At 43.7% G+C, this 25254-nt stretch carries 28 protein-coding genes; 12 read left to right on the top strand and 16 right to left on the bottom strand.

What is annotated here, in order from left to right; all coding sequences use genetic code 11:
• Positions 1 to 10: 10 nt before the first annotated feature.
• The 4 genes from ACQVGT_RS05195 to ACQVGT_RS05180 form a co-directional block, all read right to left on the bottom strand.
• On the bottom strand, positions 11 to 1675 hold the full coding sequence (locus tag ACQVGT_RS05195) for a glycoside hydrolase family 13 protein (protein ID WP_015384489.1): 1665 nt from the start codon (positions 1673 to 1675) through the stop codon (positions 11 to 13).
• A gap of 126 nt (positions 1676 to 1801) precedes the next feature.
• On the bottom strand, positions 1802 to 3091 hold the full coding sequence (locus ACQVGT_RS05190) for a hemolysin family protein (RefSeq protein WP_015384490.1): 1290 nt from the start codon (positions 3089 to 3091) through the stop codon (positions 1802 to 1804).
• 43 nt (positions 3092 to 3134) lie between these two features.
• Positions 3135 to 3812: a zinc metallopeptidase gene (locus tag ACQVGT_RS05185; RefSeq protein WP_003228889.1), complete on the bottom strand. Its 678-nt coding sequence runs from the start codon at positions 3810 to 3812 to the stop codon at positions 3135 to 3137.
• Between the two features lie 40 nt (positions 3813 to 3852).
• Entirely contained in the window at positions 3853 to 4116 is a 264-nt protein-coding gene (locus tag ACQVGT_RS05180; RefSeq protein WP_015483620.1) for a YuzI family membrane protein, read from the bottom strand.
• Positions 4117 to 4162: 46 nt separating this feature from the next.
• Here ACQVGT_RS05180 and mstX point away from each other — a divergent pair, with 46 nt between their 5' ends.
• The gene (mstX, locus tag ACQVGT_RS05175) at positions 4163 to 4495 is read left to right on the top strand and encodes a biofilm formation protein MstX (RefSeq protein ID WP_015384492.1); all 333 of its coding nucleotides are present in this window, start codon (positions 4163 to 4165) and stop codon (positions 4493 to 4495) included.
• Positions 4492 to 5478, top strand: a complete 987-nt coding sequence (kbfO, locus tag ACQVGT_RS05170) for a potassium channel protein KbfO (protein WP_015384493.1) — start codon at positions 4492 to 4494, stop codon at positions 5476 to 5478. The genes mstX and kbfO overlap by 4 nt, the downstream gene beginning before the upstream one ends.
• Here kbfO and ACQVGT_RS05165 read toward each other — a convergent pair.
• The 5 genes from ACQVGT_RS05165 to ACQVGT_RS05145 all read right to left on the bottom strand — a co-directional run bounded on the left by ACQVGT_RS05165 (position 5475) and on the right by ACQVGT_RS05145 (position 10272).
• Complete coding sequence (locus ACQVGT_RS05165) at positions 5475 to 5879, bottom strand: YugN-like family protein (protein ID WP_015384494.1); 405 nt, start codon at positions 5877 to 5879, stop codon at positions 5475 to 5477. The two genes, kbfO and ACQVGT_RS05165, sit on opposite strands and share 4 nt — an antisense overlap.
• Before the next feature lie 60 nt (positions 5880 to 5939).
• Complete coding sequence (locus ACQVGT_RS05160) at positions 5940 to 6311, bottom strand: hypothetical protein (RefSeq protein WP_080030745.1); 372 nt, start codon at positions 6309 to 6311, stop codon at positions 5940 to 5942.
• 58 nt (positions 6312 to 6369) lie between these two features.
• Positions 6370 to 7722, bottom strand: a complete 1353-nt coding sequence (locus tag ACQVGT_RS05155; protein WP_003243401.1) for a glucose-6-phosphate isomerase — start codon at positions 7720 to 7722, stop codon at positions 6370 to 6372.
• A 111-nt stretch (positions 7723 to 7833) separates the two neighbouring features.
• A complete protein-coding gene (locus ACQVGT_RS05150; protein WP_015384496.1) occupies positions 7834 to 9006 on the bottom strand; it encodes an iron-containing alcohol dehydrogenase in 1173 nt (390 codons plus the stop codon).
• Positions 9007 to 9108: 102 nt separating this feature from the next.
• Entirely contained in the window at positions 9109 to 10272 is a 1164-nt protein-coding gene (locus ACQVGT_RS05145; protein ID WP_015384497.1) for an iron-containing alcohol dehydrogenase, read from the bottom strand.
• A gap of 229 nt (positions 10273 to 10501) precedes the next feature.
• On the opposite strand from ACQVGT_RS05145, the gene ACQVGT_RS05140 reads away from it, so the two are divergent.
• Positions 10502 to 10738, top strand: a complete 237-nt coding sequence (locus ACQVGT_RS05140; protein ID WP_003220771.1) for a DUF378 domain-containing protein — start codon at positions 10502 to 10504, stop codon at positions 10736 to 10738.
• Between the two features lie 78 nt (positions 10739 to 10816).
• On the opposite strand, the gene yugI is transcribed toward ACQVGT_RS05140, so the two are convergent.
• The 3 genes from yugI to ACQVGT_RS05125 all read right to left on the bottom strand — a co-directional run bounded on the left by yugI (position 10817) and on the right by ACQVGT_RS05125 (position 13073).
• Positions 10817 to 11209 carry a S1 domain-containing post-transcriptional regulator GSP13 gene (yugI, locus tag ACQVGT_RS05135; RefSeq protein WP_014477809.1) on the bottom strand — a complete coding sequence of 131 codons (393 nt, stop codon included), beginning with the start codon at positions 11207 to 11209 and terminating at the stop codon, positions 10817 to 10819.
• A 202-nt stretch (positions 11210 to 11411) separates the two neighbouring features.
• Positions 11412 to 12572, bottom strand: a complete 1161-nt coding sequence (locus tag ACQVGT_RS05130; RefSeq protein WP_003228862.1) for an aminotransferase — start codon at positions 12570 to 12572, stop codon at positions 11412 to 11414.
• Positions 12573 to 13073 (bottom strand): Lrp/AsnC family transcriptional regulator, encoded by a 501-nt coding sequence (locus ACQVGT_RS05125; protein ID WP_009968070.1) that lies wholly within the window; start codon positions 13071 to 13073, stop codon positions 12573 to 12575. It abuts the gene before it with no gap.
• Between the two features lie 147 nt (positions 13074 to 13220).
• Here ACQVGT_RS05125 and ACQVGT_RS05120 point away from each other — a divergent pair, with 147 nt between their 5' ends.
• Complete coding sequence (locus ACQVGT_RS05120) at positions 13221 to 14042, top strand: alpha/beta fold hydrolase (protein ID WP_015384498.1); 822 nt, start codon at positions 13221 to 13223, stop codon at positions 14040 to 14042.
• A 28-nt stretch (positions 14043 to 14070) separates the two neighbouring features.
• Here ACQVGT_RS05120 and ACQVGT_RS05115 read toward each other — a convergent pair whose 3' ends face one another.
• Complete coding sequence (locus ACQVGT_RS05115) at positions 14071 to 14331, bottom strand: YugE family protein (RefSeq protein ID WP_014480684.1); 261 nt, start codon at positions 14329 to 14331, stop codon at positions 14071 to 14073.
• 86 nt (positions 14332 to 14417) lie between these two features.
• On the opposite strand from ACQVGT_RS05115, the gene patB reads away from it, so the two are divergent.
• The 3 genes from patB (at position 14418) to kapB (ending at position 17426) form a co-directional block, all read left to right on the top strand.
• Entirely contained in the window at positions 14418 to 15581 is a 1164-nt protein-coding gene (patB, locus tag ACQVGT_RS05110) for a cystathionine beta-lyase PatB (protein WP_015483624.1), read from the top strand.
• Positions 15582 to 15707: 126 nt separating this feature from the next.
• Positions 15708 to 16994, top strand: coding sequence for a sporulation sensor histidine kinase KinB (kinB, locus tag ACQVGT_RS05105; RefSeq protein ID WP_015384501.1), 1287 nt, complete (start codon positions 15708 to 15710; stop codon positions 16992 to 16994).
• Between the two features lie 45 nt (positions 16995 to 17039).
• Positions 17040 to 17426, top strand: coding sequence for a kinase-associated lipoprotein KapB (kapB, locus tag ACQVGT_RS05100; RefSeq protein ID WP_015384502.1), 387 nt, complete (start codon positions 17040 to 17042; stop codon positions 17424 to 17426).
• A gap of 26 nt (positions 17427 to 17452) precedes the next feature.
• Here kapB and kapD read toward each other — a convergent pair whose 3' ends face one another.
• A complete protein-coding gene (kapD, locus tag ACQVGT_RS05095; protein ID WP_015384503.1) occupies positions 17453 to 18070 on the bottom strand; it encodes a 3'-5' exonuclease KapD in 618 nt (205 codons plus the stop codon).
• Positions 18071 to 18145: 75 nt separating this feature from the next.
• Complete coding sequence (locus ACQVGT_RS05090) at positions 18146 to 18349, bottom strand: hypothetical protein (RefSeq protein WP_003243502.1); 204 nt, start codon at positions 18347 to 18349, stop codon at positions 18146 to 18148.
• Between ACQVGT_RS05090 and ACQVGT_RS05085 the strand changes: the two genes are divergently transcribed.
• From ACQVGT_RS05085 to ACQVGT_RS05075, 3 genes are all read left to right on the top strand, one after another.
• Positions 18252 to 19460, top strand: coding sequence for a multidrug efflux MFS transporter (locus ACQVGT_RS05085; protein ID WP_396121714.1), 1209 nt, complete (start codon positions 18252 to 18254; stop codon positions 19458 to 19460). The genes ACQVGT_RS05090 and ACQVGT_RS05085 overlap by 98 nt on opposite strands.
• Positions 19461 to 19552: 92 nt before the next feature.
• Positions 19553 to 21427, top strand: a complete 1875-nt coding sequence (locus ACQVGT_RS05080; RefSeq protein WP_080341613.1) for a transglycosylase domain-containing protein — start codon at positions 19553 to 19555, stop codon at positions 21425 to 21427.
• 20 nt (positions 21428 to 21447) lie between these two features.
• Complete coding sequence (locus ACQVGT_RS05075; protein ID WP_015384506.1) at positions 21448 to 21861, top strand: thiol-disulfide oxidoreductase DCC family protein; 414 nt, start codon at positions 21448 to 21450, stop codon at positions 21859 to 21861.
• Positions 21862 to 22084: 223 nt separating this feature from the next.
• On the opposite strand, the gene ACQVGT_RS05070 is transcribed toward ACQVGT_RS05075, so the two are convergent.
• Positions 22085 to 22642, bottom strand: a complete 558-nt coding sequence (locus ACQVGT_RS05070) for a YufK family protein (RefSeq protein ID WP_003228837.1) — start codon at positions 22640 to 22642, stop codon at positions 22085 to 22087.
• Between the two features lie 177 nt (positions 22643 to 22819).
• Between ACQVGT_RS05070 and maeL the strand changes: the two genes are divergently transcribed.
• Both maeL and maeM read left to right on the top strand, forming a co-directional pair.
• Entirely contained in the window at positions 22820 to 24421 is a 1602-nt protein-coding gene (gene maeL, locus ACQVGT_RS05065; protein WP_015384507.1) for a two-component system sensor histidine kinase MaeL, read from the top strand.
• The gene (maeM, locus tag ACQVGT_RS05060) at positions 24414 to 25121 is read left to right on the top strand and encodes a two-component system response regulator MaeM (protein WP_014477821.1); all 708 of its coding nucleotides are present in this window, start codon (positions 24414 to 24416) and stop codon (positions 25119 to 25121) included. The genes maeL and maeM overlap by 8 nt, the downstream gene beginning before the upstream one ends.
• Positions 25122 to 25254: the final 133 nt, after the last annotated feature.

The following is a 25254-nucleotide window of genomic DNA, read 5'->3' as shown; positions in this document are numbered from 1 at the left end:
AGGCTGGAGATTAGCGCCATAGATATATTCTTGCTTCATACGGCTTTAAGAGTACTGATGTCATATGCTTGTGCGGCTCTGTTTCAATATTTGACAAGACGAGTGCATCTGATGACAATGGCAATCCAGAGTGCCTGAACAACGCCGGTGTTCCTGTCAGATTGGCCGCAATCAGTGCAGTATGGCTCTCGTTTTTCCGAAGATATGCAAAGATTTGCTGATCTTCCGGTAAAATGAGCTCGTATGTCCCGTTAATAAAAACATCATATGTTGGGCGCAGCTTGATCAAGCTTTTGTAAAAATGGTAAACGGATGTTTTATCGTTTTTTTGCGCCTCGGCATTCAGCCATTTGTAATTCTCATTGATTCCGATCCACGGTTTGGCCTCAGAAAATCCGGCGTATGGACCAGCATTCCATTGCATCGGCGTTCGCGAATTGTCTCTTCCCTTTTTCCAGACAATCTTCATCACATCCTCGTGTGATGCGCCTTTCGCTGTTTTTGTTTCATACAGGCGTTTCATTGCGACATCATCATAGTCCTCAATAGAGGGAAAAGCCACGTTCGTCATCCCGAGTTCCTGTCCCTGATAAATAAACGGTGTGCCTTTCATGAGAAAATAAACAGCGGAAAGCGCTTTTGCACTTTCTTTCAGGTACACTCCGTCATCTCCCCACACAGAAACTGAACGGGGCTGGTCGTGATTCTCCATAAACAAAGCATTCCAGCCGATCCCTTCCAGACTGTCCTGCCAGTCAGTTAAAATTCGTTTAAAAGAGGCGATATCAATACTTTCATTAATCTCTACATCCCACAGGCCGAGATGCTCAAATTGAAAAATCATGCTGAATATGCCGTTTTTTTCTCCAGCCCAATCAGCTGCTTCCTTTGCAGCGACGCCGTTTGCTTCACCAACTGTCATAATCGGATAGCGGGAAAATGTGTTTTCCTTCAGTTCTGTTAACAAATCCATAATGCCGTCAGCATTCATATGATAAGGAAAGGAAGGGACATAGTCCAGCCCCTTTGGATTCGGCATGTTGGGAAACCCTTCTTTTTTCTTAATATGCGTAATGGCATCCACCCGAAATCCGTCAATTCCTTTATCAAGCCACCAATTGATCATGTCATAAACGGCATTCCTCACCTTTTCATTTTCCCAATTCAAATCAGGCTGTTTTTTATCAAAAAGGTGAAGATAATACTGGCTTGTCTTTTGATCATACTCCCAAGCCGCCCCGCCGAAAATGCTTTCCCAATTGTTAGGCGCTTTTCCGTTTTTGCCGTCTTTCCAAATATACCAGTCGCGCTTTTCCGAGTATATGGATGAACGGGATTCTATGAACCATGGATGTTCGTCGCTTGTGTGGTTCACAACGAGATCCATAATCAGCTTCATGCCCAGATCATGAATGTCACCAAGCAGCTCGTCAAAATCTTCCATCGTGCCAAACTCGCTTAATATGTTTTGATAATCCCTGATATCATAGCCATTATCGGCATTCGGTGAATCATACAGCGGGCAAATCCATATGACGTCAGCGCCCAGCTCTTTTATGTAAGAAAGCTTGGATCTGATTCCTTGAATATCCCCGATTCCGTCGCCATTTGAATCTTTAAAACTGCGGGGGTAAATTTGGTAAACAACGGCTTCCTTCCACCAAGCCTTTTTCATACAGCCACTCCTTCCCAGTGTACCGGTCTTATATATCCTATGTAGAAAAAAGGCTTCACAGCATTGCTTTTTAAGAAATGACTTGATGACACAAAAAACAGCCGTTCGTTCCCCGGCTGTTTTTTATCAAAAATCGGTTTTTTTTATTTCTACAAAACGGATATGATGATCTTCGGCGTCGAGGATTTTAAATTCACAGCCCTCCGCGTGTATCACATCTCCTGCTTTCAGCTCCATTTTTTGCGTTAGAAGCCAGCCTGCAATCGTATCAATTTCTTCATTTTCAATCGCAATGTCGAGCAGGTCATTCACTTCGTCTATTAGCGCTTTTCCATCCATCACATAATGGTGCTCGCCCTTTTTCAGGATGTGCGGTGTTTCATCCTGATCATACTCATCGCGGATTTCCCCGACGATTTCCTCGATAATATCCTCTACAGTGACAAGCCCCGCCGTTCCCCCGTATTCATCTACGAGAATCGCCATGTGAATCCGCTCCTTCTGCATGCGGATTAAAAGCTGCTGAACAGGAATGCTTTCAATGACTCTGATAACAGGCCTCATGATTTGATTCAGCTTTATCGGCTGGCCGAGAAAATAAGCTTTAAACATGTCTTTGCTGTTGATGATCCCTAAAATATGATCCTTGTCATCTTTGATGACAGGGTAGCGTGTATACCGTTCATTAATAATAAGATGAATTGCCTCTTCAAGCGACTGCTCCAGAGAGATAACCGCAATTTCTGTCCGCGGAATCATAATCTCTCTCGCTACCCGGTTGTCAAATTCAAAAATCTTATTTACATAGCGGAATTCAGACTGATTGATTTCTCCCTTTTCATAGCTTTCTGAAAGGATCAGCCTCAGTTCCTCCTCGCTGATGACAACCTCATGCTCCTTCACTGAATGAAAGCCAAACAAATTCACAAGAAAACTTGCAGAGCCGTTTAATGCTTTAATAAACGGGTACGTGATTTTATAAAACCAGATCAGCGGCTTTGCAATCCATAAGCTTACAGCTTCAGCTTTTTGAATAGAAACCGTTTTCGGGGCAAGCTCCCCCATCACCACATGCAAAAAAGTGACGATGATAAATGCAACTACAAATGTGACAATGTGGTTAAACGGTTCCGGCATGCCTGTCATTGTAAATAAGGGATGAAGAAAACGTTCAAATGTAGGTTCACCAAGCCATCCAAGGCCGAGGGCAGTAATCGTAATCCCGAGCTGGCAGGCTGATAAATACTCGTCAAGATTGGAGATGATTTTATGTGCGGCTAGCGCTCGGCTGTCACCGCTTTCGATGAGCTGATTGATTTTTGAACCTCTGATTTTGACGATCGCAAATTCCGCTGCAACGAAAACAGCCGTAATGCCAATCAAAACAAAAATGGCGATCAGTTGTAAAATAAGCAAAAAAAGCCCTTACCATAAATGGTAAGGGGCCACCTCCTTAACGTTAATTCTCATCACGACCGTTTAAGAAAATCATCACAAAACGAAGTAGTTCAAACAGGGATACCAGGGCGGCGGCCACATACGTTAAGGCAGCAGCGCTCAGCACTTTATTTACCCCATTTTCTTCATTGTTTCGGATGAATCCTTCTGACACAATAATCTGCTTCGCACGTGAACTTGCATTGAATTCGACAGGCAATGTAATCAGCTGAAAAAAGACAGCCGCTGAAAACAGTATGATGCCAAGCCCGATCAGATTCAGGCTGCCGAGAAGCATGCCTCCTAAGAAAAGCAAAGGAGCTACACCGGATGCAAAATTTACGACTGGGAAGATTTTATGTCTCAGCACAAGCGCACCATATGACTCCTGATGCTGCAAGGCATGTCCGACTTCATGGGAAGCTACGGATATGGCGGAAATTGAGCGGCCGTAATAGACCGGCTCAGATAAACGCACCACCCGTCTTGTCGGGTCGTAATGGTCTGTTAAAGTGCCTCTTACCGGTTCGACCGGCACGTCGTAAAGACCGTTTATATCTAAAATCCGTCTTGCGGTTTCTGCCCCTGTACGTCCGCTTGAAGCTTCCACTTTTGAATATTTTTCAAAGTTGCTCTTTACTTTAAATTGTGCCCAAAACGACAATCCCAATGCGGCTATTGTTAAAAATATAAACAGCATTTTTTCATCATCCTTTTTCCATGATCATTTCTCTATTACATTATTTTAATGAGTTTTCTTTCCCGTGTACAGAAATGCGCTTTTTCTTCCGGCTTGGAGCACACAATCCAATCAGCAAAAAGAACAGGCCTGCTGAAAACAAATAAAAGGCGAAACTGCCGGCCAGTTCTTTCAGAAAATGAAGCCAGGAGAAGCTGCCGGAAAAGTGATTATATGAATTCAAATCGAAAATAAACAAAATCACCGCGGATGCCGCCAGCTGCGTACCGATCAAAACCACGATCGTTCTTTGAAAGATCGTCATCTTTTTCATCCTTTTTGTTTTAGTTTATGGAGAAATCCGGTTTTATATGTTTTGTACATTTTTTGAAAAACATCACCGAAAGTGGGACATACTGTTAGAAAAAAGCACGGGTGTGATGGAAGCTATGAAAGTGACGAGTGAGGAAAGGGAACAGCTGAGCACAGCAATCGACCGAATGAATGAAGGACTGGACGCGTTTATCCAGCTTTATAATGAATCGGAAATTGATGAACCGCTTATTCAGCTTGATGATGATACAGCCGAGTTAATGAAGCAGGCCCGAGATAAGTACGGCCAGGAAAAGCTAAATGAGAAATTAAATACAATTATTAAACAGATTTTATCCATCTCAGTATCTGAAGAAGGAGAAAAAGAATGAAATCAAATCGGATATTTATTTCATGGCTCAGGTGGCCGTTATTTATCCGAATCGGGGTTATTATTTTATGTCTGATTCTTTTGTTCGGCCAAATTATTTATATACTTGAGCCTAAGCAGTTCACTTCGGTATTCGAAGGCATTTGGTGGGCTGTCGTAACGGTTTCGACAGTCGGTTATGGAGACTATGTGCCGCACACGCCGCTGGGACAGGCAGCCGGAATACTGCTGATTTTGAGCGGAGCAAGCTTTGTCACAGCATATTTCGCTACGTTATCAGCGGCCGCATTCAGCAGACAGCATCGCTACATCGAAGGAAAAGTTGCTTACAAAGGCCGGGACCACATCATTCTGATCGGGTGGAATGAAAAAACAAACCGGCTTTTGAAGGACCTTCAGCTTGCCGCCCCTTCCAAAACAGTCGTACTAATCGATGAATCCTTGACAGAAGGCCCGCTTATTGAAAACGTTCATTTCATACGCGGGCACGCTGCCGATGATGGGACACTGAAACGGGCCAATATTACTGAAGCGGAATCAGTGATGATTACTGCCGATCAGTATAAAAGTGAAACTGATGCTGATATGCTGTCAGTGCTGACTCTTTTATCTGTTAAAGGGCTTAATCCCCTTGCTTACTGCATCGTCGAGATTTTGACTGACCGTTTTGTCACCAATGCGGAGCGGGCAGGTGCAAACCAAATCATCGGAACTTCAGAATTTATCAGCCGGGCGATGCTGCAGCATTACCAAGTCAAGTTACGGCCGTCTAAACAGCAGAACGGAATCAAGCTGACACTTGATCAGCATGTGGAGCTTCTTGCTGTTCCTGACGAACTAAAGGGAGCGGCTTACAAAACCTGTGTTCTCTATTTCCTTGATCACAACACAACAATTATAGGCGTACAAAAAGAGGAGGGGCCGATGATTTCCCCTCCTCTTACATACAAGGTGCTCGAAACAGACCAATTCCTTGCCATCTAGTGTAACAGAACATCCTCCAATTCTTTCACGAGAGAGGCTCCGATATCCAAAAATGCCGGATCAATTTCCGCGTCCCGCCTTTCCGGTTCGGAAAATTGATTAAACAGTGATTGGAAAGGCCCTCCCTCGGCGTGATCGTCAACATCCGCCTGAAACACCTGTCTCAGCATAAATGGCGTTCCGATCCGGACGGCCGCTCCTCGTTCATCGAGACTGCCCTGTACCGCATTGACGGGAATTCTTAAAAATAAATAGCCGTCTCTATCATCAATTTTATAATCAAAGTAGCCATGATCGTATTCCCAGCCGCCGTTTATCACATAACCGAGCGGCTTCATCACTTGTTCCAGTTCTTGAAGCAGAAAATACTGCCCATCTATCGCGGAAGGTATTGGTATCATCAGAATGCCCCTTTTTTCACTTATCCTGTCCCGCCGAACAAGACTTCATTCAGAGGCGCACTACATGGAAATCGTTGTTTCTTTCGCGCGTCCAACAGAAAAGAAAGCGCATTCAATTAAGAAGTAAACAGCCATTGCTGCTGCAAGCCATGCAGCTGAATCCCAAGACACATAAACAACCGTTGCATAGAGTCCTAATTTAGTGAAAAGAGTATGGGTTCGTTTTAAATGCAAAATCCGATGTACCGCATCGGTAAAAAGGGCAAGCGGCAAACCAATGAGAAGAAAGGCGTCGATGAAAACATGTGACAGCGTGCCGCCAAAGCTTGAAGAAAACTCTGTATACACGGCATCAAAGGAGATAAGGAAACTTAAAATAGCTGCAGAAAAACCGGCAATGATGAGATGTTTAACCAATTGTTTCATGAACATCAGCACCTTTCGGATTTTATAAAAAGCCGACCGGCAAATGCCAGTCAGCTTTCTCACATTAATCTTCCAGACGTTTTTCAAGCTCTGCTTTTTTCTCTTCAAAGCCAGGTTTGCCGAGTAACGCAAACATATTGACTTTATACGCTTCTACACCAGGCTGGTCAAACGGATTGACGCCAAGGAGGTAACCGCTCATCGCGCAGGCTTTTTCGAAGAAATATACAAGGTATCCAAAAGTATATGCATTCAGCTCAGGAATGTTAACGATTAAGTTCGGAACATTTCCGTCTGTATGGGCAAGCATTGTACCTTGGAATGCTTTTTTGTTAACGAAATCAACAGTTTTACCGGCTAAATAGTTCAAGCCGTCAAGATCGTTATCCGCTTCCTCAATTGTCAGTTCATGTTTAGGTTTCTCTACGTTCAGGACCGTTTCGAATAAATCTCTGCGGCCTTCTTGTACATACTGGCCTAAAGAATGAAGGTCTGTAGAATAGTTCGCTGAAGAAGGATAAATGCCCTTCTCATCTTTCCCTTCGCTTTCTCCGAACAGCTGCTTCCACCATTCCGCAAAGTATTGAAGCGCCGGTTCGTAGTTGATGAGCATTTCAATTGTTTTGCCCTTATTATAAAGGACATTGCGAACAACCGCATATTGGTATGCTGGGTTATCTTCCAGTTCAGATGTTGCAAAATCTTTGCTCGCATCCAGGGCGCCTTTCATCATGTCATCAATGTTGACGCCGCTGACAGCAATCGGCAAGAGACCTACAGCTGTTAAAACTGAATAACGGCCGCCGACATCGTCAGGAATAACGAATGATTCGAAGCCTTCTTCGTTAGAAAGCGTTTTTAATGCGCCGCGCTCTTTATCAGTTGTTGCATAAATCCGCGCTTTCGCTTCTTCTTTACCGTATTTCTCTTCAAGAAGCTTGCGGAAAATACGGAAAGCGATTGCAGGTTCAGTTGTCGTACCTGATTTAGAAATCACATTAATAGAGAAGTCAACATCTTCAAGAAGATCCATGACGTCTCTCATATAAGATGAACTGATGTTGTTCCCGATAAAAATGACTTGCGGATTGCCGCGTTTTGCTTTTGGCAAAGTGTTATAAAACGCGTGATTCAGCGCTTCAATCGCTGCCCGCGCTCCAAGATAAGAACCGCCAATGCCGACAACAAGCAAGACATCAGAGTCAGATTTGATTTTTTCCGCACTTTTTTTGATGCGCGCGAATTCTTCTTTATCATAATGTTCAGGGAGGTCCACCCAGCCTAGAAAATCGCTGCCCGCGCCTGTTTTTTCATGGATATTATGGTGTGCTGTTTTTACAAAGTCCCGCAGATATGTAAGTTCATGTTCGTTGAAGAAAGTCAACGCTTTTGAGTAGTCAAAGCGTACATGCGTCATTGCTTGTCCCTCCATAACGGTATAATGTTTTCATCTTTCACTTTATATGAACTTATCTGTGAAATCAAGTCAAGAAGAAAGGGCGGAATGACTGGATTCCGCCCTTTGAGTTTATAGAGACGCGCGAAGGATGGCAAGCACGTCATCTTTGTTCAGTTTTTGGAAGTTGCCGAAGCCGCCGTGTTCCATTTCCTTGGCTGCGATATCAGCAATCAGCTCAAGCTTTTCTTCTCCAATATTGTAATCAGCAAGACGGGAAGGTGCACCGAGGCTTGTCCAGAACGCAGACAGTATATCGATTCCTTCAAGCGCAATTTCTTTATCTGTTTTGCCTTCAGTATCAATGTCAAACATGTTGAGCATAAGGTTTTTAAAACGGCCTACATTTGTATCAAGCGTGTATCTCATCCAGTTTGGGAACAGTATTGCCAAACCGCCCGCGTGCGGAATATCATATACAGCTGAAACAGCGTGTTCCATTGTATGAGAAGCCCAGTCACCGAAGTATCCCATTTGGAGCGTGCCGTTTAAAGCAATAGTACCAGCATACAAAATCGTTTCACGAAGTTCGTAGTTTTCCAGATCTTCAAGAAGCTTAGGAGCTGTTTCGATGACCGTCTGCAAAACAGCAAAGCACATTCTATCCTGAAGCGGCGTGTTTTCAACATTATGGAAGTATTGTTCGAATACGTGGCTCATCATGTCAACCATGCCGTATACTGTTTGATTTTCTGGAACGGTGAACGTATTTTCAGGGTCTAAAATAGAGAAACGCGGATGAGTGACATTGCTGCCCCATACAAATTTCTCGTTTGTTTCCCAGTTTGTAATCACGGAATCAGGGTTCATTTCAGACCCTGTTGCAGCAAGAGTTAAAACAGTGCCAAACGGCAGCGCATCCTCCGCTGTTACTTTTTTGCTGAAAATATCCCAAGCGTCGCCATCGTATTTGACGCCCGCTGCGATTGCCTTTGTACAGTCAATCACACTGCCTCCGCCTACAGCAAGCAGAAAATCAATGTCATGCTCTCTGCAAAGTCCTATGCCTTTTTCCACTGTTGCAAGACGCGGGTTCGGCTCTACACCTGACAGCTCATGAACAACAGCGCCCTCTTCTTTTAAAATGCCTGTGACTTGATCATAAAGGCCGTTGCGTTTAATGCTGCCGCCCCCGTAAACAAGCAGTACATTCTTGCCGTATCGTTTGAATTCTTTTCTTAATTGTTCAAGCTGACCTTTTCCAAAAATCAGCTTTGTCGGATTATAATAAGTGAAATTTTCCATAGTAAAACCTCCAAATGATGCTGGTAAAAAACAGATTTTCCATTGTAACATAAGTTGACAAAAAGAAAAAGGGAAGCAGCCAAACGGCTATTTCCCCTTTTTTTATAGAGATGCTTTCAAAATTGACAGCACATCTTCTTTGTTGAGTGCTTTAAATTGGCCGAATGTACCGTTAGCCATTGCCTTGTCAGCAATTGTGTCAAGCTGCTCATCATTAATATCATAATCAGCAAGACGGTTCGGAGCACCAAGGCTTGTCCAGAATGCGGACAGCTTATCGATACCTTCAAGTGCGATTTCTTCATCTGTTTTACCTGCTTCTTCAACATCAAACACGCGAACTGCAAGCTGTTTCATGCGGGCAGGGTTTTCAGACAATGTGTGTCTCATCCAGTTCGGGAACAAAATTGCCAGTCCGCCGGCATGCGGAATATCATAAACGGCTGATACTGCATGTTCAATATTATGAGTAGCCCAATCCCCTCTTGCCCCCATAGAAAGCATGCCGTTTAATGCGATTGTTCCTGTGTACAGGATTGTCTCACGCAATTCGTAATTTTCGAGATCATTAATCAGCTTAGGCGCTGTTTCAATGACTGTACGCAGAAGTGATTCACACATGCGGTCCTGATACGGCGTGTTTGATACATGATGGAAGTATTGTTCGAATACGTGGCTCATCATGTCAACCATCCCGTAGATCGTGTGGTTTTTAGGTACGGTGAATGTATTCACCGGATCAAGAATCGAGAATTTAGGGAATACGAGCGGGCTGCCCCAGCCGTATTTTTCTTTTGTTTCCCAGTTTGTAATAACAGATCCTGAGTTCATTTCTGAACCAGTCGCAGCGAGAGTCAATACTGTTCCGAATGGTAAAGCATCTTTTGGCTGATGTTTTTTCGTAACGATATCCCACGCATCACCATCATACTTTGCTCCTGCGGCAATCGCTTTTGTACAGTCGATTACGCTTCCGCCTCCGACAGCCAGCAAGAAATCAATGTTGTGTTCTTTACAGATGGCAACACCTTTATTAACAGTCGACACTCGCGGATTCGGTTCCACACCTGCTAATTCATGCACGGTCGCTCCGGCTTTATTCAGCTGTTCAATCACTTGATCATATAAGCCGCTGCGTTTAATGCTGCCGCCTCCGTACACAAGCAATACGTTTTTTCCGTAAGGTTTGAGTTCCTCCGGAAGTCTTTCCACTTCGCCGCGCCCGAAAATTAATTTGGTCGGATTCCAGTATGTAAAGTTTTGCATGACATCTCCTCCTTAGATTTTTTATTATGCAGAATGTCCTCACCACATGTAAAGCAATTAGCTCTCACCGATCAGCATACCAGATGGTTTTATTTTGCAGGATGCTGGGAAAGAAGCTGATATAAGCGAGGGCAGGCCAGCTTCCCTCATATGGAGAATGCATGTATAGATTCTCCAATATGTCACAATCTATAACTGTTTTAATAATTCATGGAGGAGGTTGCAAAACATGAGTACCATTCAAAGAATTTGTCTTGTATTAACCATCATTGGCGCCATTAACTGGGGACTGATCGGATTTTTCCAATTTGACTTAGTAGCGGCTATCTTCGGCGGCCAAGGGTCAGCTCTTTCCCGAATCATTTACGGACTTGTCGGAATCGCCGGCTTAATCAACCTCGGTCTGCTATTTAAGCCAAACGAGGAAAGATCACGTGAAGAAGCAGCAAATCCTGAAATGCGATAGGATATCTATCACGCTGAAATAGGTTTTTGCATGAAATCAAAAGCACCGAACATTCCTGTCCGGTGCTTTTTTTCATGCTTATTTTTTGATAAGGTCTTTGCGGTTGGACATTTCGATCCACTCTTCAAGCTTATCTTTTAATGTGTTGAAACCTTGTGGTGTAGAAGCTTCTTCGCTTACGTGAGCAGCTTTAGGTTTTCTTGGTTTGCTTTCTTTTTTCTCAGGCGCAGCTTGTGTCGCACGAATTGAAAGGCTGATTTTGCCTTTTTCTTCATCAACAGCAAGTACCTTTACTTGTACTTCGTCGCCAACTGAAAGGTGCTCGTTGATATCTTTTACGAAACCGTGAGTCACTTCAGAAATGTGTACTAAACCTTGAGTTTCTTCATCTAATGCAACAAACGCACCATACGCTTGTAATCCTGTAACTTTACCAGTGTAAACACTGCCCACTTCAAATTTTGCTGCCATTCATAACAACTCCTAAGTTAAATTATATATCTGTTTATACGCAATTTAAAATTATATCATACATGTCTTATTTCCGCAAAGAAAACTTTTTTATAAAAAATCAGGTTTATGCACAGCAAAAAGGGGGTAAACTGAAAAATACCAAAGGCTTTCTAGTATTCCCCCCTTTTATTGGATGCGAACAAAAGGTTCGTATCTTTTTTTATGTTGTTTTGTGCAGGAAGCGTTTCATTCTGACTAACGCTTCTTGAAGCTGTTCAATCGAGGTTGCGTATGAACAACGGATATATCCCTCACCGCTCGGACCAAACACACTTCCAGGAACAACTGCCACTTTTTCCTGCGTAAGTAGCTCCTCAGCAAACTGTTCTGAGCTCATTCCCGTGCTTTTAATAGATGGAAAAGCATAGAAAGCGCCGCCCGGATGATGACAGCTGAGACCGATTTCATTGAGCGATTCTACAAACAGATTCCGTCTTCTTCGATAGCTTTTTTTCATTTTTTCTACGTCTTCCATGCCGTTCTTCAGGCCTTCAAGGGCGGCAAACTGCGCCATTGCGGGCGCGCACATCATCGCATACTGATGAATTTTAAGCATTGCATCCCGAAGCAAGGATGGTGCCGCAGCAAAACCGAGCCTCCAGCCCGTCATTGCAAATGCTTTTGAAAAGCCTGAGATGACTACCGTCCGTTCCTTCATTCCCGGTAATGCCGCTATACTTGTAAATTCCTCATCATATGTCAGCTCTGCGTAGATCTCGTCGGCTAAAACGATGACATCATGTTTTTTGGCAAACTCAGCAATCTCATTCAGCTCTTCCTTCGAATAAACCGAACCTGTCGGATTCGATGGTGAGCAGATGAGAATGGCCTTTGTTTTTTCAGTGACTGCCGCTTCAAAATCAGCAGCCGTTGCTTTAAATCCTTTGTCTGCCGTTGTATGAACGTGAACCGGGATACCGCCTGCCAAAGAAACAAGCGCATCGTACGCCACAAAACACGGCTCAGGAATGATGACCTCCTCACCTGGATTCACAATGGCGCGGATCGCAATATCCAAAGCCTGACTTGCCCCCACTGTCACAATCAGCTCATTATCTGGCGAGTAGCTAAGGTCAAACCTGTTGCTCAAATAACGGCTGATTTCCTCCCGCAATGAGTATAAACCCGCATTGGCCGTGTATGACGTATATCCTTGTTCAAGAGAGAGAATGCTTGCTTCGCGGACATTCCACGCGGTAACAAAATCAGGCTCGCCGACGCCTAAAGAAATGACGCCTTCCATCGTTGCCGCCAAATCAAAGAATTTGCGGATGCCGGACGGCTTTATTTGTTGTACATAGTCAGATAAATACGAAGTCATTTACGGGGACACCACGATTCTTTTGTCGTCGTCTCCTGTTTCAAACACTTTGCCGTCATGCTTGTATTTTTTCAGGATAAAATGAGTTGTCGTAGATACAACTGAATCAAGTGTGGACAGTTTATCCGAAACAAAACGCGCTACGTCAGACATCGAATTGCCGCGAATCACGACAGACAAATCGTATACGCCTGACATCAGGTAAACTGATTCAACCTCTTGGAATCGGTAAATCCGTTCCGCCACTTCATCAAAACCGACGCCCCGCTTCGGTGTTACTTTGACGTCGATCATGGCCGTAACGCCCTCATGTCCGTCTACTTTTCGCCAATCAATCATAGCGGAATAATCGATAATAACCTTTTCTTTCTCCAGTTTGTCAATAATTGTTTTTACTTCATTTACAGGGATGCCCGCCATCTTTGCGATTGTTTCTAAATCGGCGCGGCTGTTTTCGTCTAAAATTTCTAATATTTCTGTTTCTTTTTCTGTCAATTTCATTTGATTCACACCTTTGCAATGTCAAGAAATCTCATGACATTATATCACGTTTTTTGACGAATGCTAAGAAAAAACGAGGAGAAACTTCCGCTAGAATTGACAATTTCAGGGCATAATACAACCATCAAAAAAAGGGAGTGACACAGAATGGAGGCGGTTTCACCAATAAGGCGGTTTACGGTCGATGGAGTCAACGTATACTACGAACATTATCAAAATCCCGGCAGACAAACGCTGGTCTGCGTACACGGTTTTTTATCATCTGCATTCAGCTTCAGAAAAGTAATTCCTCTCCTTCGGGACAAGTACGACATCATCGCGCTTGATTTGCCTCCTTTCGGCCAATCTGAAAAATCAAGAACGTTTATCTATACCTATCAAAACCTTGCTAAGCTTGTCATTGGGATTTTGGAGCACTTGCAAGTGAAACAGGCTGTGCTTGTCGGGCATTCTATGGGCGGGCAGATATCGCTGTCTGCTGCTCTCCAAAAGCCTGAGCTTTTTTCAAAGATTGTGCTGCTTTGCAGTTCAGGGTATTTAAAACGTTCACACCCGACGATCATTTTCGGGACCCATATCCCGTATTTTCATCTTTACATCAAACGCTGGCTCTCGAAAGAAGGCGTGATGAAAAATTTATTAAATGTGGTGCATGACAAATCGCTGATTGATGAGGAGATGATTGACGGCTATGGCAGACCGTTTCAGGACGAGCAGATTTTCAAAGCCATGACAAGGTTTATCCGCCACAGAGAAGGAGATTTAGAACCCGAGCAATTGAAGAAAATGAACAAGCCTGCTCTATTGATTTGGGGCGAGGAGGATCGAATTGTCCCAATGGAGATCGGTAAACGGCTGCACGCAGATTTGCCTAATTCCGTGCTGTACTCACTTGGCCAGACCGGACATCTGGTGCCTGAAGAACGGCCTGAACTTATTTCTGAACACATTGCTGATTTTATCAAATAACAAAAAAACCGGTGCTGAACCGGTTTTTTTAAGGCGTGCAGGAGCTGCTGTTTTTAATGAATAAAAGCTGGCCAGCCACTTCCCGGCAGCTGTCGATCGGCAGCGTTTGTTCAAAAGAAGTTTCAAATATTTGCTGAATGCTTTTCGCCAGCACGTCAGGATCGTCTTCATCATAGACTGCCTGCACGACATCAACAGCCTCCGTTTCGTAAAACTCTTCTCCATATTTAAACGGGTCCCATTTGGCAATGATCTTAATCATTTCCCTGACCGCTTGACTTTCTTCCATATTCATCACCGCTTATAATAAAATTTGCAGTTCTATCTTATCATAGTGAAGCTTAGAAGAATAAACATACATGAGGGGGTAACAGAATGAACTTTGATAAACGAGAAGAACGCCTTGGCACCCAATCTGTCAAATGGGACAAAACAGGCGACTTATTTGGCGTGACAGACGCACTCCCGATGTGGGTGGCGGATATGGATTTTCGCGCCCCGGAAGCGATAACTGAAGCGTTAAAAGAGCGTCTTGACCACGGTATTTTTGGTTATACAACTCCAGATCAAAAAACGAAGGATGCTGTGTGCGGATGGATGCAAAACAGGCACGGCTGGAAGGTGAATCCGGAAAGCATCACATTCAGCCCCGGCGTTGTAACGGCTTTGAGCATGGCGGTACAAGCTTTTACGGAGCCTGGCGATCAAGTAGTTGTTCAGCCTCCAGTTTATACGCCTTTTTACCATATGGTGGAGAAAAACGGCCGGCACATTTTACATAATCCGCTGCTAGAAAAAGACGGCGCATATGCAATGGATTTTGAAGATTTGGAGACGAAGCTTAGTGACCCAAGCGTTACATTGTTTATTTTATGCAATCCTCATAACCCTTCTGGGCGTTCATGGAGCCGGGAAGATTTATGGAAGCTAGGTGAATTGTGCCTTGAGCATGGCGTCACAGTTGTATCGGATGAAATCCATTCCGATTTAATGCTGTACGGACACAAACACACGCCGTTCGCTTCGCTCTCTGACGATTTCGCTGATATTTCCGTGACATGTGCTGCTCCAAGCAAAACATTTAATATCGCCGGATTGCAGGCTTCAGCAATCATCATTCCAGATCGCCTGAAGCGCGCCAAGTTTTCCGCAAGCCTTCAGCGAAATGGTTTAGGCGGACTGAACGCATTTGCCGTCACTGCAATCGAAGCCGCGTATTCAAAAGGCGGACCGTGGCTCGATGAATTGATCTCTTACATTGAGAAAAACATGAACGAAGCGGAAGCCTTTTTGAGCACCGAGCTGCCAAAGGTCAAAATGATGAAGCCGGACGCATCATACTTGATTTGGCTCGACTTCAGCGCTTACGGCTTGTCCGATGCAGAGCTTCAGCAAAGAATGCTGAAAAAAGGAAAAGTTATTTTAGAGCCCGGGACGAAATACGGGCCTGGCGGAGAAGGATTTATGCGCCTGAACGCAGGATGCTCTCTTGCAACCCTGCAGGACGGCCTGCGCCGCATCAAAGCCGCATTATCGTAAATATAGCTGTTAAACGCCTTTACGTCTTCATTTGTAAAGGCGTTCTTAATAAAGGAATTTTATATTTTACTTCTAATATTTAGTGTTATAATAGATTCATATTTTATACGAAAGGATTTCACACGAATGGAAATTCTAAAAGACTATCTTCTGCACATCTGCTTTATTTTGTTTCCTATTCTTCTTTACCAAGTGTTTTGGCTTGGAAAACCTGCGATTCTTGTGCCAAAAATAAACAGCGGTTTGGTCACGCTCTTCGCCTGCGGCGCCTCCGTTTTATGCATTATTTTCCCGATTCATGAAATGGACTACATACAATACGGCCTTCAGATGATTCCCGTTATCATTTGTTTATTTTACATTAGTACCGCTTCCGGACTTACGGTCGCCGCATCTGTCCTATGTTTTGAACTGCTTTTTTACGAACCTTCCGCAATGTTTGTTTTCACTTTGCTGCCTTTTCTTATCATTATCCCAATCTTATTTCAGAAAAAATGGCCATTCATGTCCAAAGCGAAAAAACTGCTGCTGTCTTTATTGATCAGCTGCGTGGAGATTTTCCTATTTTTCGCCTCAAGCTGGATTCTTTCTGCCTTGAATATTTTAAATTTTCAAAAATCAGGAAATTTCATTTACGAGGCGGCAGTCTCAGGGCTTTTCCGCTCCAGTGTTCTTCTATTAAGCATCTATATTATCGAAAGCATCGCCGAAAATATCGCCCTGCGTTCACAGCTTATCCACTCTGAAAAAATGACGATTGTGAGTGAACTGGCAGCGAGCGTCGCTCATGAAGTCAGGAATCCGCTGACAGTTGTCCGCGGGTTTGTCCAGCTGCTTTTTAATGACGAAACCCTACAAAACAAGTCGAGTGCGGATTACAAAAAGCTTGTACTGTCAGAGCTTGACCGGGCGCAAGGCATTATTACAAACTATCTCGATATGGCCAAACAGCAATTATACGAAAAAGAAGTTTTTGACCTATCTGGCCTTATTAAAGAGACAAGCTCCCTTATGGTGTCGTACGCCAATTACAAGTCAGTAACCGTCGAGGCTGAAACAGAACCGGACCTTTTGATATACGGAGACGCAACAAAGCTGAAGCAGGCTGTCATCAACCTGATGAAAAACAGTATTGAAGCGGTTCCTCACGGGAAGGGAATGATCCACATATCAGCCAAAAGAAACGGCCATACGATCATGATTAACATCACAGACAATGGGGTCGGGATGACAGACCATCAAATGCAAAAACTCGGCGAACCTTATTATTCCTTAAAAACGAACGGAACGGGACTCGGCCTCACCGTAACCTTTTCCATTATTGAACATCATCACGGGACCATTTCATTTAACAGCAGCTTCCAAAAAGGCACTACGGTGACCATTAAGCTTCCCGCTGATCTTCCTCACTAGCAAATCGATTGGAACTTTAATAGAATAAATGCGAGGTGATGACAGATGAGCACGTTTGAGACAGGCTCTATCGTTAAAGGATTTTACAAAACAGGTGTATACATAGGAGAAATCACGGCTTGCAGGCCGCAGCACTATTTAGTGAAAGTGAAAGCGGTTCTTACCCATCCCGCTCAAGGAGACCTTCATCATCCAAAACAGGCGGATGTGCCATTTTTTCATGAGAGAAAAGCGCTCGCATATGGTGAACAGACCAACATCCCCCACCATATGGTGAAGCCTTATGACGGTGAAGTGCCGGATTATACCGAATCTCTGCGGGAGGCGACAGCACAGCTGAGAGCCAAATTGAATGAGGATGGTTCGGAGTGGGCAAAACGCTCCCTTCATAATCTGGACATCTTAGAAAAAGAATATTTTAACCGGCCATAACCCAGTCTGACAAAAGATTGGGTTTTTTACGTCGCGCGCTTCAACAGTTCGGTTAAATCGATTCTTTCGCCGATTGTGGGCGGTTTTGGCTTTTCGAGATACTGCTTATCCTGCTCAACAAGCTTAAAAAGTTTATATGCTGTGAGGGCATCATCAAGCGCTTTATGATGGGTGCCGGTTCCGGAATCTCCATACTCTTCGGCAGCTTTCCATAAACCCGTCAATGTCCGGTCTCCAAAAAAGTTTTTGTATTCAAGCGATAAATCTCTCATTTCTCCCTTAAACGGGAAAGGGATATGGTTAAACATACAGTTTTGCTTCAGCACTTTCATATCCATGTTTCCCCACGTAATAATTGTGCTGTTTTTCTCAGGATCCAGCTCGTTTAGTTTACGGATGAGATCCTCGAATCTCATTCCTTCGTCTACCTGTTTTTGGGTTATTTTTAAAAATGATTTGCAGCGTTTCGTAAGTTTCGGGAACTTTTTCGGTCTAACATAGCTAGAAAACGTCTCAACCACTTCATCATCAATCGACTTTACAATTCCGGCTTCAATGATTTCCGGGAAGAAGTTTTGAGGACTGTACTTTCCATCGGGCATTGTAAATTCGAAATCAATAATGAGTAAGCTGTTTGTCGTCACCTTTTTACACCTGCCTTTCCTCCGATCAGAAAATGCTATCTTTATAGTATATCAATTCCCCTTCTCGACATTTCTTCATTTTCTAAAAATAATGAATTTTCCCAGCCGCTTCGTTTCTTTTAAATTGTGAATCGTTTCTTTATAATTAGTAAGGAACCCGAAATAATAAGAAGGTGATGTTATTTCTATCCGTAAGAAAAACTTTGTCATTGTGTGGCTGGCGAACTTTTTTGTCTCCGCTAGCACAACGATGATCGTTCCTTTTCTCTCCTTATACATTGAGACGCTCAGCTCTTTTTCAAACGGCTTTGTGCAAAGGTGGAGCGGCTATGTGTTCGGCATTACATTTCTCATGGCGTTTTTGGTATCCCCGTTTTGGGGACGGTTCGGAGACAAACGCGGATACAAGAAAATCCTTATGGCAACCGGAACGGGCATTGCCCTCAGCATTTTCTTCATGGGCTTTGTTACATCGGTGTACCAATTGTTTTTTCTGCGTATGGCAATGGGCCTTGTAACCGGATTCATCCCGACATCTCTTGCGATGATTTCGGCACAGACTCCGAAGAGCTCAGCCGGCAAAACACTTGGCACGCTGCAAATGGGGCAAGTGTCCGGAAGCTTGTTCGGCCCGCTTTTGGGAGGCATGCTTGCTGATCGTTTCGGCTTTACGTATACCTTTTTTATCACATCCTTTGTGATTTTCTCGTCTGTTCTTCTCGTGTTATTTGGTGTCAAAGAAAAGCCTCTTGCCGAGAAAACAGCCAAACGTACGTCATACTCGAGAAAAGAAGTGCTCTCCTATATTTTTCACCAGCCGGCGCTGTGGGTCATGATGCTGTTAACCATGCTGATTCAAACAGGCAATTTCAGTATTCAGCCCCTGCTCGCTTTATATGTAAATGAGCTGCACGGACCTGTCAATCTTGCCTTTTTCTCCGGCATGGCATTCTCAGCAACGGGGCTCGGAAGTTTGCTGCTGGCTAGAAAATGGGGTGATCTGGGCGACCGCTACGGCCACCGCCGCATTTTAATCGGACTTTTGCTCGCCGCCTCTTTCTTTTTTATTCCGCAGGCGCTCGCGTCCTCACTCAGCGTGCTCCTTGTTTTCAGATTTTTATTCGGAATGGCGATGGGCGGTTTGCTGCCATGCATTACGGCAGCGATCCGCGTTCAGGCTCCAGGCAGCATTCAAGGTGAAGTTCTCGGCTACAATGTCAGCTTTCGCTTTTTAGGAAACGTGCTCGGGCCTCTGCTCGGCGGAATCATATCGAGCCATTTTGCCATTTCGGCCACCTTTTACGTCACGGCGTTTCTCTTTTTCGCCGGCGCCTGCATGCTTTGGATCATGCAGAAACTTCGGAAAGATTCTTATGCCAAAGCAAGCTGATTCCGAGAAAAAACTGAGGAATCTTCTAAATTTAACCTTCTCGTAATCTCAAAAGAATGGTACGATATGGCTAGAATTTAGGAGAAAAGAGAGTGACCATGTTACGAAAAATAATCGGATGGATTTTGCTCCTTTGCATAATCCCATTGTTTGCATTTACAGTTATCGCTTCCGGAAAAGAAGTAAAACAAATGAAGTCCCTGGATCAGGTGCTTGATAAAAATATTAATCTGAAAGATATCAGCCTTGTTCAGAACAGCTACATGTATGACAGGGACGGCTCCCTTGTCTCGGAAATCGTCAGCGACCACGAAAACCGTGTGCTCGTTCCATTTAACAAGATTCCCGAGGAAGTCAAACAGATTTTCTTAACATCTGAGGACCGCCATTTTTACGAGCATAAAGGCTTTGACTTTATGGGAATGGTGCGGGCTACTGTTTCTAACGTAAAAGACAAGAAAATTGACCAGGGCGCCAGCACCATCACACAGCAGCTTTCAAGAAACTTGTATTTGAGCCACGAACGCTCCTTCAGCCGCAAGCTGACAGAGCTCGCGTATTCCTATCAGCTGGAGAAAAAATATACGAAAAATGAAATTCTTGAAGCTTACTTAAATACCATTTATTTTAACAATGGTGTTTATGGCGTCGGTTCAGCGGCTGAATTCTATTTCAGCAAACCGCTGAAATCTCTCACACTGGGAGAAATGGCTTTTATCTGTGCTATACCTAATAACCCTACATTATATGATCCTCTCAAGCATTTTGACTACACGAAAAGCCGTCAAGAACGTTTGCTTAAAGGGCTAAAAGATGCCGGGGTCATTACGGACAAAGAGCTGAAAAAAGCCGTAAAACAAAAAATCAAACTGGATGTTGAAAAAAGAGAAGACAAATATCCTGACTACGTTTCCTACGTCAATGATGAATTCACTCAGCTGGTGTCTGAATCAGAAGGCTTTGATAAACGCCTTCAAAAAGCATCAGGAAAACAAAAAGAAAAGATCGAGAACGAGCTGTCCGCAAGAGTCAGCACGCTGATGAAAGACGGAGTGAAAATTTATACTGCACTTGATCCGTACATGCAAAATCAAGTTGTGGCACAAATGAATTCCAAGCTCCCGTATGCGGACGTACAGGGCGGAGCGGCTGTGATTAATCACCAGACGCATCAAATCATCGCTCTATCCGGCGGGAAAAACTATCAAAAATATGACTTTAACCGGGCCTACCAGGCGTACAGGCAGCCGGGGTCATCCATTAAGCCGCTTCTTGATTACGGCCCTTATATTGAACAGACCGGCGCGACAACAAGCAGCACCATTGATGCCAGCAAGTTTTGCAGCAAAGACTACTGTCCGCAAAACTACAATAACCGCACTTACGGCACAGTGACGCTTGATACGGCGTTTAAAAATTCATATAATACCCCGGCTATTAGAATGCTCGACCGCGTCGGCATCCAAAAGGCATTCAGTTATATTGAGCCGTATCATTTTGCCAAACTTGTCGACAGTGACTATCTTCTTCCGGCAGCGCTTGGCGGATTTACAAACGGCATGACGCCTCTTGAGATGACAAAGGCTTATACGACATTCGGAAACAGCGGAAGCTATACGCCGAGCCATGCGATTACAAAGGTGACAGACCTTAAAGGAAAAACGCTTTATAAATGGAATGATAAAGCGACTCAAATATTCAGCGTCCGCACGAACATGCAGCTGAAAAAACTGATGTCTTCCGTTGTGAAAAGCGGAACAGGGAAAAAAGCATATTTCCATGCGCCTTACATCGGCGGTAAAACCGGAACATCAAATGATTATCACGATATGTGGTTTGTCGGCCTGACTGATACGTATACAATGGGTGTCTGGGTCGGAAAGGATACACCGACCAGCGTTGAATATCTTCACAGCATCAGCCCTCAGCTTTCCATCTGGAAAGGAACGCTGCAAGCGGCTTATTAAAGGATCGGAGGGGATATGGGGTGACTTCAGAACAAATACCAAATCGCGTTTTGCTGTTTGATGGTGTCTGCAATTTATGCAATGGCGCCGTGCAGTTTATCATTAAACGTGATCCGGACGGATTGATTTCTTTCACATCGTTGCAGTCGGAAACAGGACAGAGCCTGCTGAAAAAAAGCGGGCTTCCGACTGATCGGTTTGACAGCTTTGTCTTTATTGAAGACGGCCAAGTGTACACAAAGTCAACTGCAGCCATTAAGGTTTTCAGGCATCTGCGAGGCCCATGGCGGCTCTTCGTCCTGTTTTTCGCAGTGCCGAAGCCTGTCAGAGATATGGTCTATTCTTTCATTGCCAACAACCGCTATAAGTGGTTTGGCAAAAAAAATGAATGTATGCTCCCCTCCCCTTCTATTAAAAAAAGATTTTTACCGTAAATAAAAAATGGCTAGGAAGCTAGCCATCACAGATTGTTGACAAAATCCTAAAACGGCTTCGTTTTAGGATTTTGTCATCTTTTCAGCGTGATTGAAAACTTTTGAAGTCGATGAAGAGCGAGCATTGGATGTGAAACGGCGGAAACCTGAGAATCTAGCCGCCGTTTCATTGCGTATAGAGCACGAAGCGCAAATCTGACCACCAAACGCTGAAATGGCTAGCTTACACAGGTAAGCTAGCCATTATGCTATTATAAAGCTTGATAAATATGAACAGAATACCGATAACAAAGGTAAACCAAAACAGCAGTTCCAATAGAATGAATCCAACTAATGACATGAGAGAAAGCGTCGAATAAATCCGGTATACGGTAAACACAAAGTAAGCGAGCGTGACGACCGCAAACCAGATCACAATCCAAATGACATTTTGCAAGAGCACAAATGATAAAATCCCGCCGCCCAAATAAATCATGGAACCCATTCTGAGTTTTTTCAGGTTGTTCCCTTCCGGATCATTAGCAAAAAACAGCAATGACAGCTCGGTCACGGTATTTGCAATTAATTTCAGAGCGGACAGAACCATAAAATATAAAAGTGCAAAGGCAGCAAATAACGCAAGCCTGATTCCTTTCTCTGAAAAATAATCGAGCATTCCATCATACATTCCAAATGAAGACAGCATCTTCAACGCATAAAGTGAAGTTGAGATGGATAAGGACGAACTAAAAAGCAGGATCGCAATCAGCGGAAAATATCCTGTCAAATAAGTATTTTTCATATAAAAAAGTCCCTTTCTATAATCTACCTCATTTATTATGGAGGACTTAAAACACATTGACAAGATAAATTATTCCATTTTTTCTCCTTTTTACGAATTACGGTCCCAAATCTTCACAAAGCAGCATTTTGAGAGTAAAGTAGTACGCAGGAATCATAAAACGTAAGGAAGTTTTATATGAAAAAAACATTAAAACTGCAAACCAGACTCACCATATTTGTTTGTATCGTTGTATTAATCGCATTGCTCATTACGTTTTTTACAGTCGGTGCCCAAACCACCAAACGAATTAGAGATCAGGAAAAGGCCACTGCGCTGCAGACTGCTGAAATGGTAGCTGAGGCGCCGATGACAGCCGCTGCTTTAGAAAGCGGAAAAAAACAAAAGGAACTGCAGAGCTACACAAAGCGGGTTCAGAAAATTACCGGCACGGAATTTGTTGTCGTCATGGATATGAACGGTATCCGCAAAACTCATCCTGACCCGAGCAAAATCGGAAAAAAATTCAGAGGCGGTGATGAGTCCGAGGTATTAAAAGGGCATGTCCATATCAGCACAGCCTCTGGCACGCTCGGGAAATCGCAGAGAGCGTTCGTCCCTGTCTACGCGGAGAATGGAAAACAAGTCGGTGCAGTCGCGGTCGGCATCACCGTAAATGAAATTGATGAAGTGATCAGCCATAGCTTACGGCCGCTTTACTTTATTATTTGCGTCAGCATCTTCGTCGGTGTGATCGGAGCCGTTATCGTCGCCCGTACAGTGAAAAATATCATGTACGGACTTGAACCTTATGAAATTGCGACTCTGCTTGAAGAACGGAGCGCGATGCTGGAATCGACGAAGGAAGGAATACTCGCTGTCGATGAACATGGCAAAATTAAACTTGCCAACGCGGAAGCAAAACGCCTATTCGTCAAAATGGGCATCAACACAAATCCCATTGATCAGGATGTAGATGACATCTTGCCGAAAAGCCGCTTGAAAAAGGTCATTGAGACCAAAAAACCTCTTCAAGACAGAGACGTCCGCATTAACGGGCTGGAGCTTGTGTTTAATGAAGTTCCTATCCAGCTGAAAGGACAAACTGTCGGAGCGATTGCAACTTTCCGCGACAAGACCGAGGTAAAACATTTAGCTGAACAGCTTTCCGGTGTTAAAATGTATGCAAACGCACTGAGAGCGCAGTCTCATGAATTTATGAACAAACTGCATGTGATATTAGGTCTCGTCCAGCTGAAAGAGTATGATGATCTTGGAGATTATATTAAAGATATAGCCATACAGCAAAAATCAGAAACAAGTGAAATTATAAATGATGTCAAAAGCTCCGTACTGGCCGGTTTTCTGCTCGGAAAGCAAAGCTTTATACGTGAGCAGGGCGCAAATCTTGATATTGAATGCAACGGTGTCATCCCGAACGCGGCAGACCCTTCTGTCATCCATGAGCTCATTACAATCATCGGAAATCTCATCAACAATGGCTTAGACGCCGTTGCCGATATGCCGAAAAAACAAATCACCATGTCCATGCGCTTCCATGACAGCATACTTGATATTGAAATTACAGATACTGGAGCAGGTATGTCCGAAGAAGACCAAGCCAAAGTATTTGAACAAGGCTATTCAACAAAGGGCAAAAACCGGGGGTTCGGCCTTTATTTCACACAGCAAAGCATCGAAAATTTAAAAGGCCAAATGATCCTCACAAGCGAAAAGAATGAAGGAACGACATTCAGTATTCGCATCCCGTACGAACCGAAGGAGGAAAATCATGATTAATGTACTAATAGTTGAAGATGACCCCATGGTGGGTGAATTAAATAAACGATACTTAAGCCAAATAGATGGCTTTCAGCTGAAAGGCATCGCTTCTTCCTTTCAAAGCGCTCTGCATATTTTAGGCGAGCATCATATCGACCTCATTTTGCTTGATATTTATATGCCGGGAAAAAACGGGCTGGAACTGCTGACGGAATTGAGAGCCCAAAATGAAGCGGTTGACGTGATTGTCATCTCAGCGGCCAGCGAGCTTGACGTGATCAAGAAAACACTTCGGTACGGAGCTGTTGATTATTTAATCAAACCATTTGAATTTGAACGATTCCAAACGGCTCTGTCTGATTACAGACGAAAACAAAAGGTGTATTCAACCCATCGCAACATGAGCCAAAAAGAACTGGACGCCGAGCTTTTTCAAAAGAAAGAAGCAACAGAAAAAGTGCAGCTTCCTAAAGGCCTGACAAAAAGCACGCTGAAGCTGATCTGGTCCAGTATCCAGTCATTTGAAAATGAATCTTTTACGACAGAAGACTTGGCAAAGCACACAGAAATCTCTCAAGTATCCATACGAAAATACTTAAAGTTTCTTGAAGATATACAGGTTCTGAATGTAGAAATGGCGTACGGAACGATCGGAAGACCTGTGTTTCAGTACAATGTCAACAACAGTAACCTTAACGGAATAAAGCAATATCTATAAGAAAACGCACTGCTTGTTTTGAGCAGTGCGTTTTTCCTGTCATATCTCTTGCCAAGATGCTTGATTCTATTGTTGTTAAGTTATACAAGAATAACAAAGGGCCTTTCAACATTTTTAAGCAAACAATTCTAAA

The sequence above is a fragment of the Bacillus sp. SCT118 genome (genome assembly GCF_058566435.1).
This window is presented reverse-complemented; position numbering and strand designations above follow the sequence as displayed.

Excerpts from the sequence above, each read along its gene's own strand:
- ACQVGT_RS05150 (WP_015384496.1), bottom strand. The coding sequence starts at position 9,006 with ATGGAAAATTTCACTTATTATAATCCGACAAAGCTGATTTTTGGAAAA.
- ACQVGT_RS05145 (WP_015384497.1), bottom strand. The coding sequence starts at position 10,272 with ATGCAAAACTTTACATACTGGAATCCGACCAAATTAATTTTCGGGCGC.
- maeL (WP_015384507.1), top strand. The coding sequence starts at position 22,820 with ATGAAAAAAACATTAAAACTGCAAACCAGACTCACCATATTTGTTTGT.
- mstX (WP_015384492.1), top strand. The coding sequence starts at position 4,163 with ATGTTTTGTACATTTTTTGAAAAACATCACCGAAAGTGGGACATACTG.
- kbfO (WP_015384493.1), top strand. The coding sequence starts at position 4,492 with ATGAAATCAAATCGGATATTTATTTCATGGCTCAGGTGGCCGTTATTT.
- ACQVGT_RS05165 (WP_015384494.1), bottom strand. The coding sequence starts at position 5,879 with ATGATACCAATACCTTCCGCGATAGATGGGCAGTATTTTCTGCTTCAA.
- ACQVGT_RS05120 (WP_015384498.1), top strand. The coding sequence starts at position 13,221 with ATGGAGGCGGTTTCACCAATAAGGCGGTTTACGGTCGATGGAGTCAAC.
- patB (WP_015483624.1), top strand. The coding sequence starts at position 14,418 with ATGAACTTTGATAAACGAGAAGAACGCCTTGGCACCCAATCTGTCAAA.
- ACQVGT_RS05130 (WP_003228862.1), bottom strand. The coding sequence starts at position 12,572 with ATGACTTCGTATTTATCTGACTATGTACAACAAATAAAGCCGTCCGGC.
- ACQVGT_RS05185 (WP_003228889.1), bottom strand. The coding sequence starts at position 3,812 with ATGCTGTTTATATTTTTAACAATAGCCGCATTGGGATTGTCGTTTTGG.
- ACQVGT_RS05140 (WP_003220771.1), top strand. The coding sequence starts at position 10,502 with ATGAGTACCATTCAAAGAATTTGTCTTGTATTAACCATCATTGGCGCC.
- ACQVGT_RS05155 (WP_003243401.1), bottom strand. The coding sequence starts at position 7,722 with ATGACGCATGTACGCTTTGACTACTCAAAAGCGTTGACTTTCTTCAAC.
- maeM (WP_014477821.1), top strand. The coding sequence starts at position 24,414 with ATGATTAATGTACTAATAGTTGAAGATGACCCCATGGTGGGTGAATTA.
- ACQVGT_RS05070 (WP_003228837.1), bottom strand. The coding sequence starts at position 22,642 with ATGAAAAATACTTATTTGACAGGATATTTTCCGCTGATTGCGATCCTG.
- ACQVGT_RS05115 (WP_014480684.1), bottom strand. The coding sequence starts at position 14,331 with ATGGAAGAAAGTCAAGCGGTCAGGGAAATGATTAAGATCATTGCCAAA.
- ACQVGT_RS05180 (WP_015483620.1), bottom strand. The coding sequence starts at position 4,116 with ATGACGATCTTTCAAAGAACGATCGTGGTTTTGATCGGTACGCAGCTG.
- ACQVGT_RS05125 (WP_009968070.1), bottom strand. The coding sequence starts at position 13,073 with ATGAAATTGACAGAAAAAGAAACAGAAATATTAGAAATTTTAGACGAA.
- ACQVGT_RS05090 (WP_003243502.1), bottom strand. The coding sequence starts at position 18,349 with ATGTATAAGGAGAGAAAAGGAACGATCATCGTTGTGCTAGCGGAGACA.
- kinB (WP_015384501.1), top strand. The coding sequence starts at position 15,708 with ATGGAAATTCTAAAAGACTATCTTCTGCACATCTGCTTTATTTTGTTT.
- kapB (WP_015384502.1), top strand. The coding sequence starts at position 17,040 with ATGAGCACGTTTGAGACAGGCTCTATCGTTAAAGGATTTTACAAAACA.
- ACQVGT_RS05160 (WP_080030745.1), bottom strand. The coding sequence starts at position 6,311 with ATGTTCATGAAACAATTGGTTAAACATCTCATCATTGCCGGTTTTTCT.
- ACQVGT_RS05195 (WP_015384489.1), bottom strand. The coding sequence starts at position 1,675 with ATGAAAAAGGCTTGGTGGAAGGAAGCCGTTGTTTACCAAATTTACCCC.
- yugI (WP_014477809.1), bottom strand. The coding sequence starts at position 11,209 with ATGGCAGCAAAATTTGAAGTGGGCAGTGTTTACACTGGTAAAGTTACA.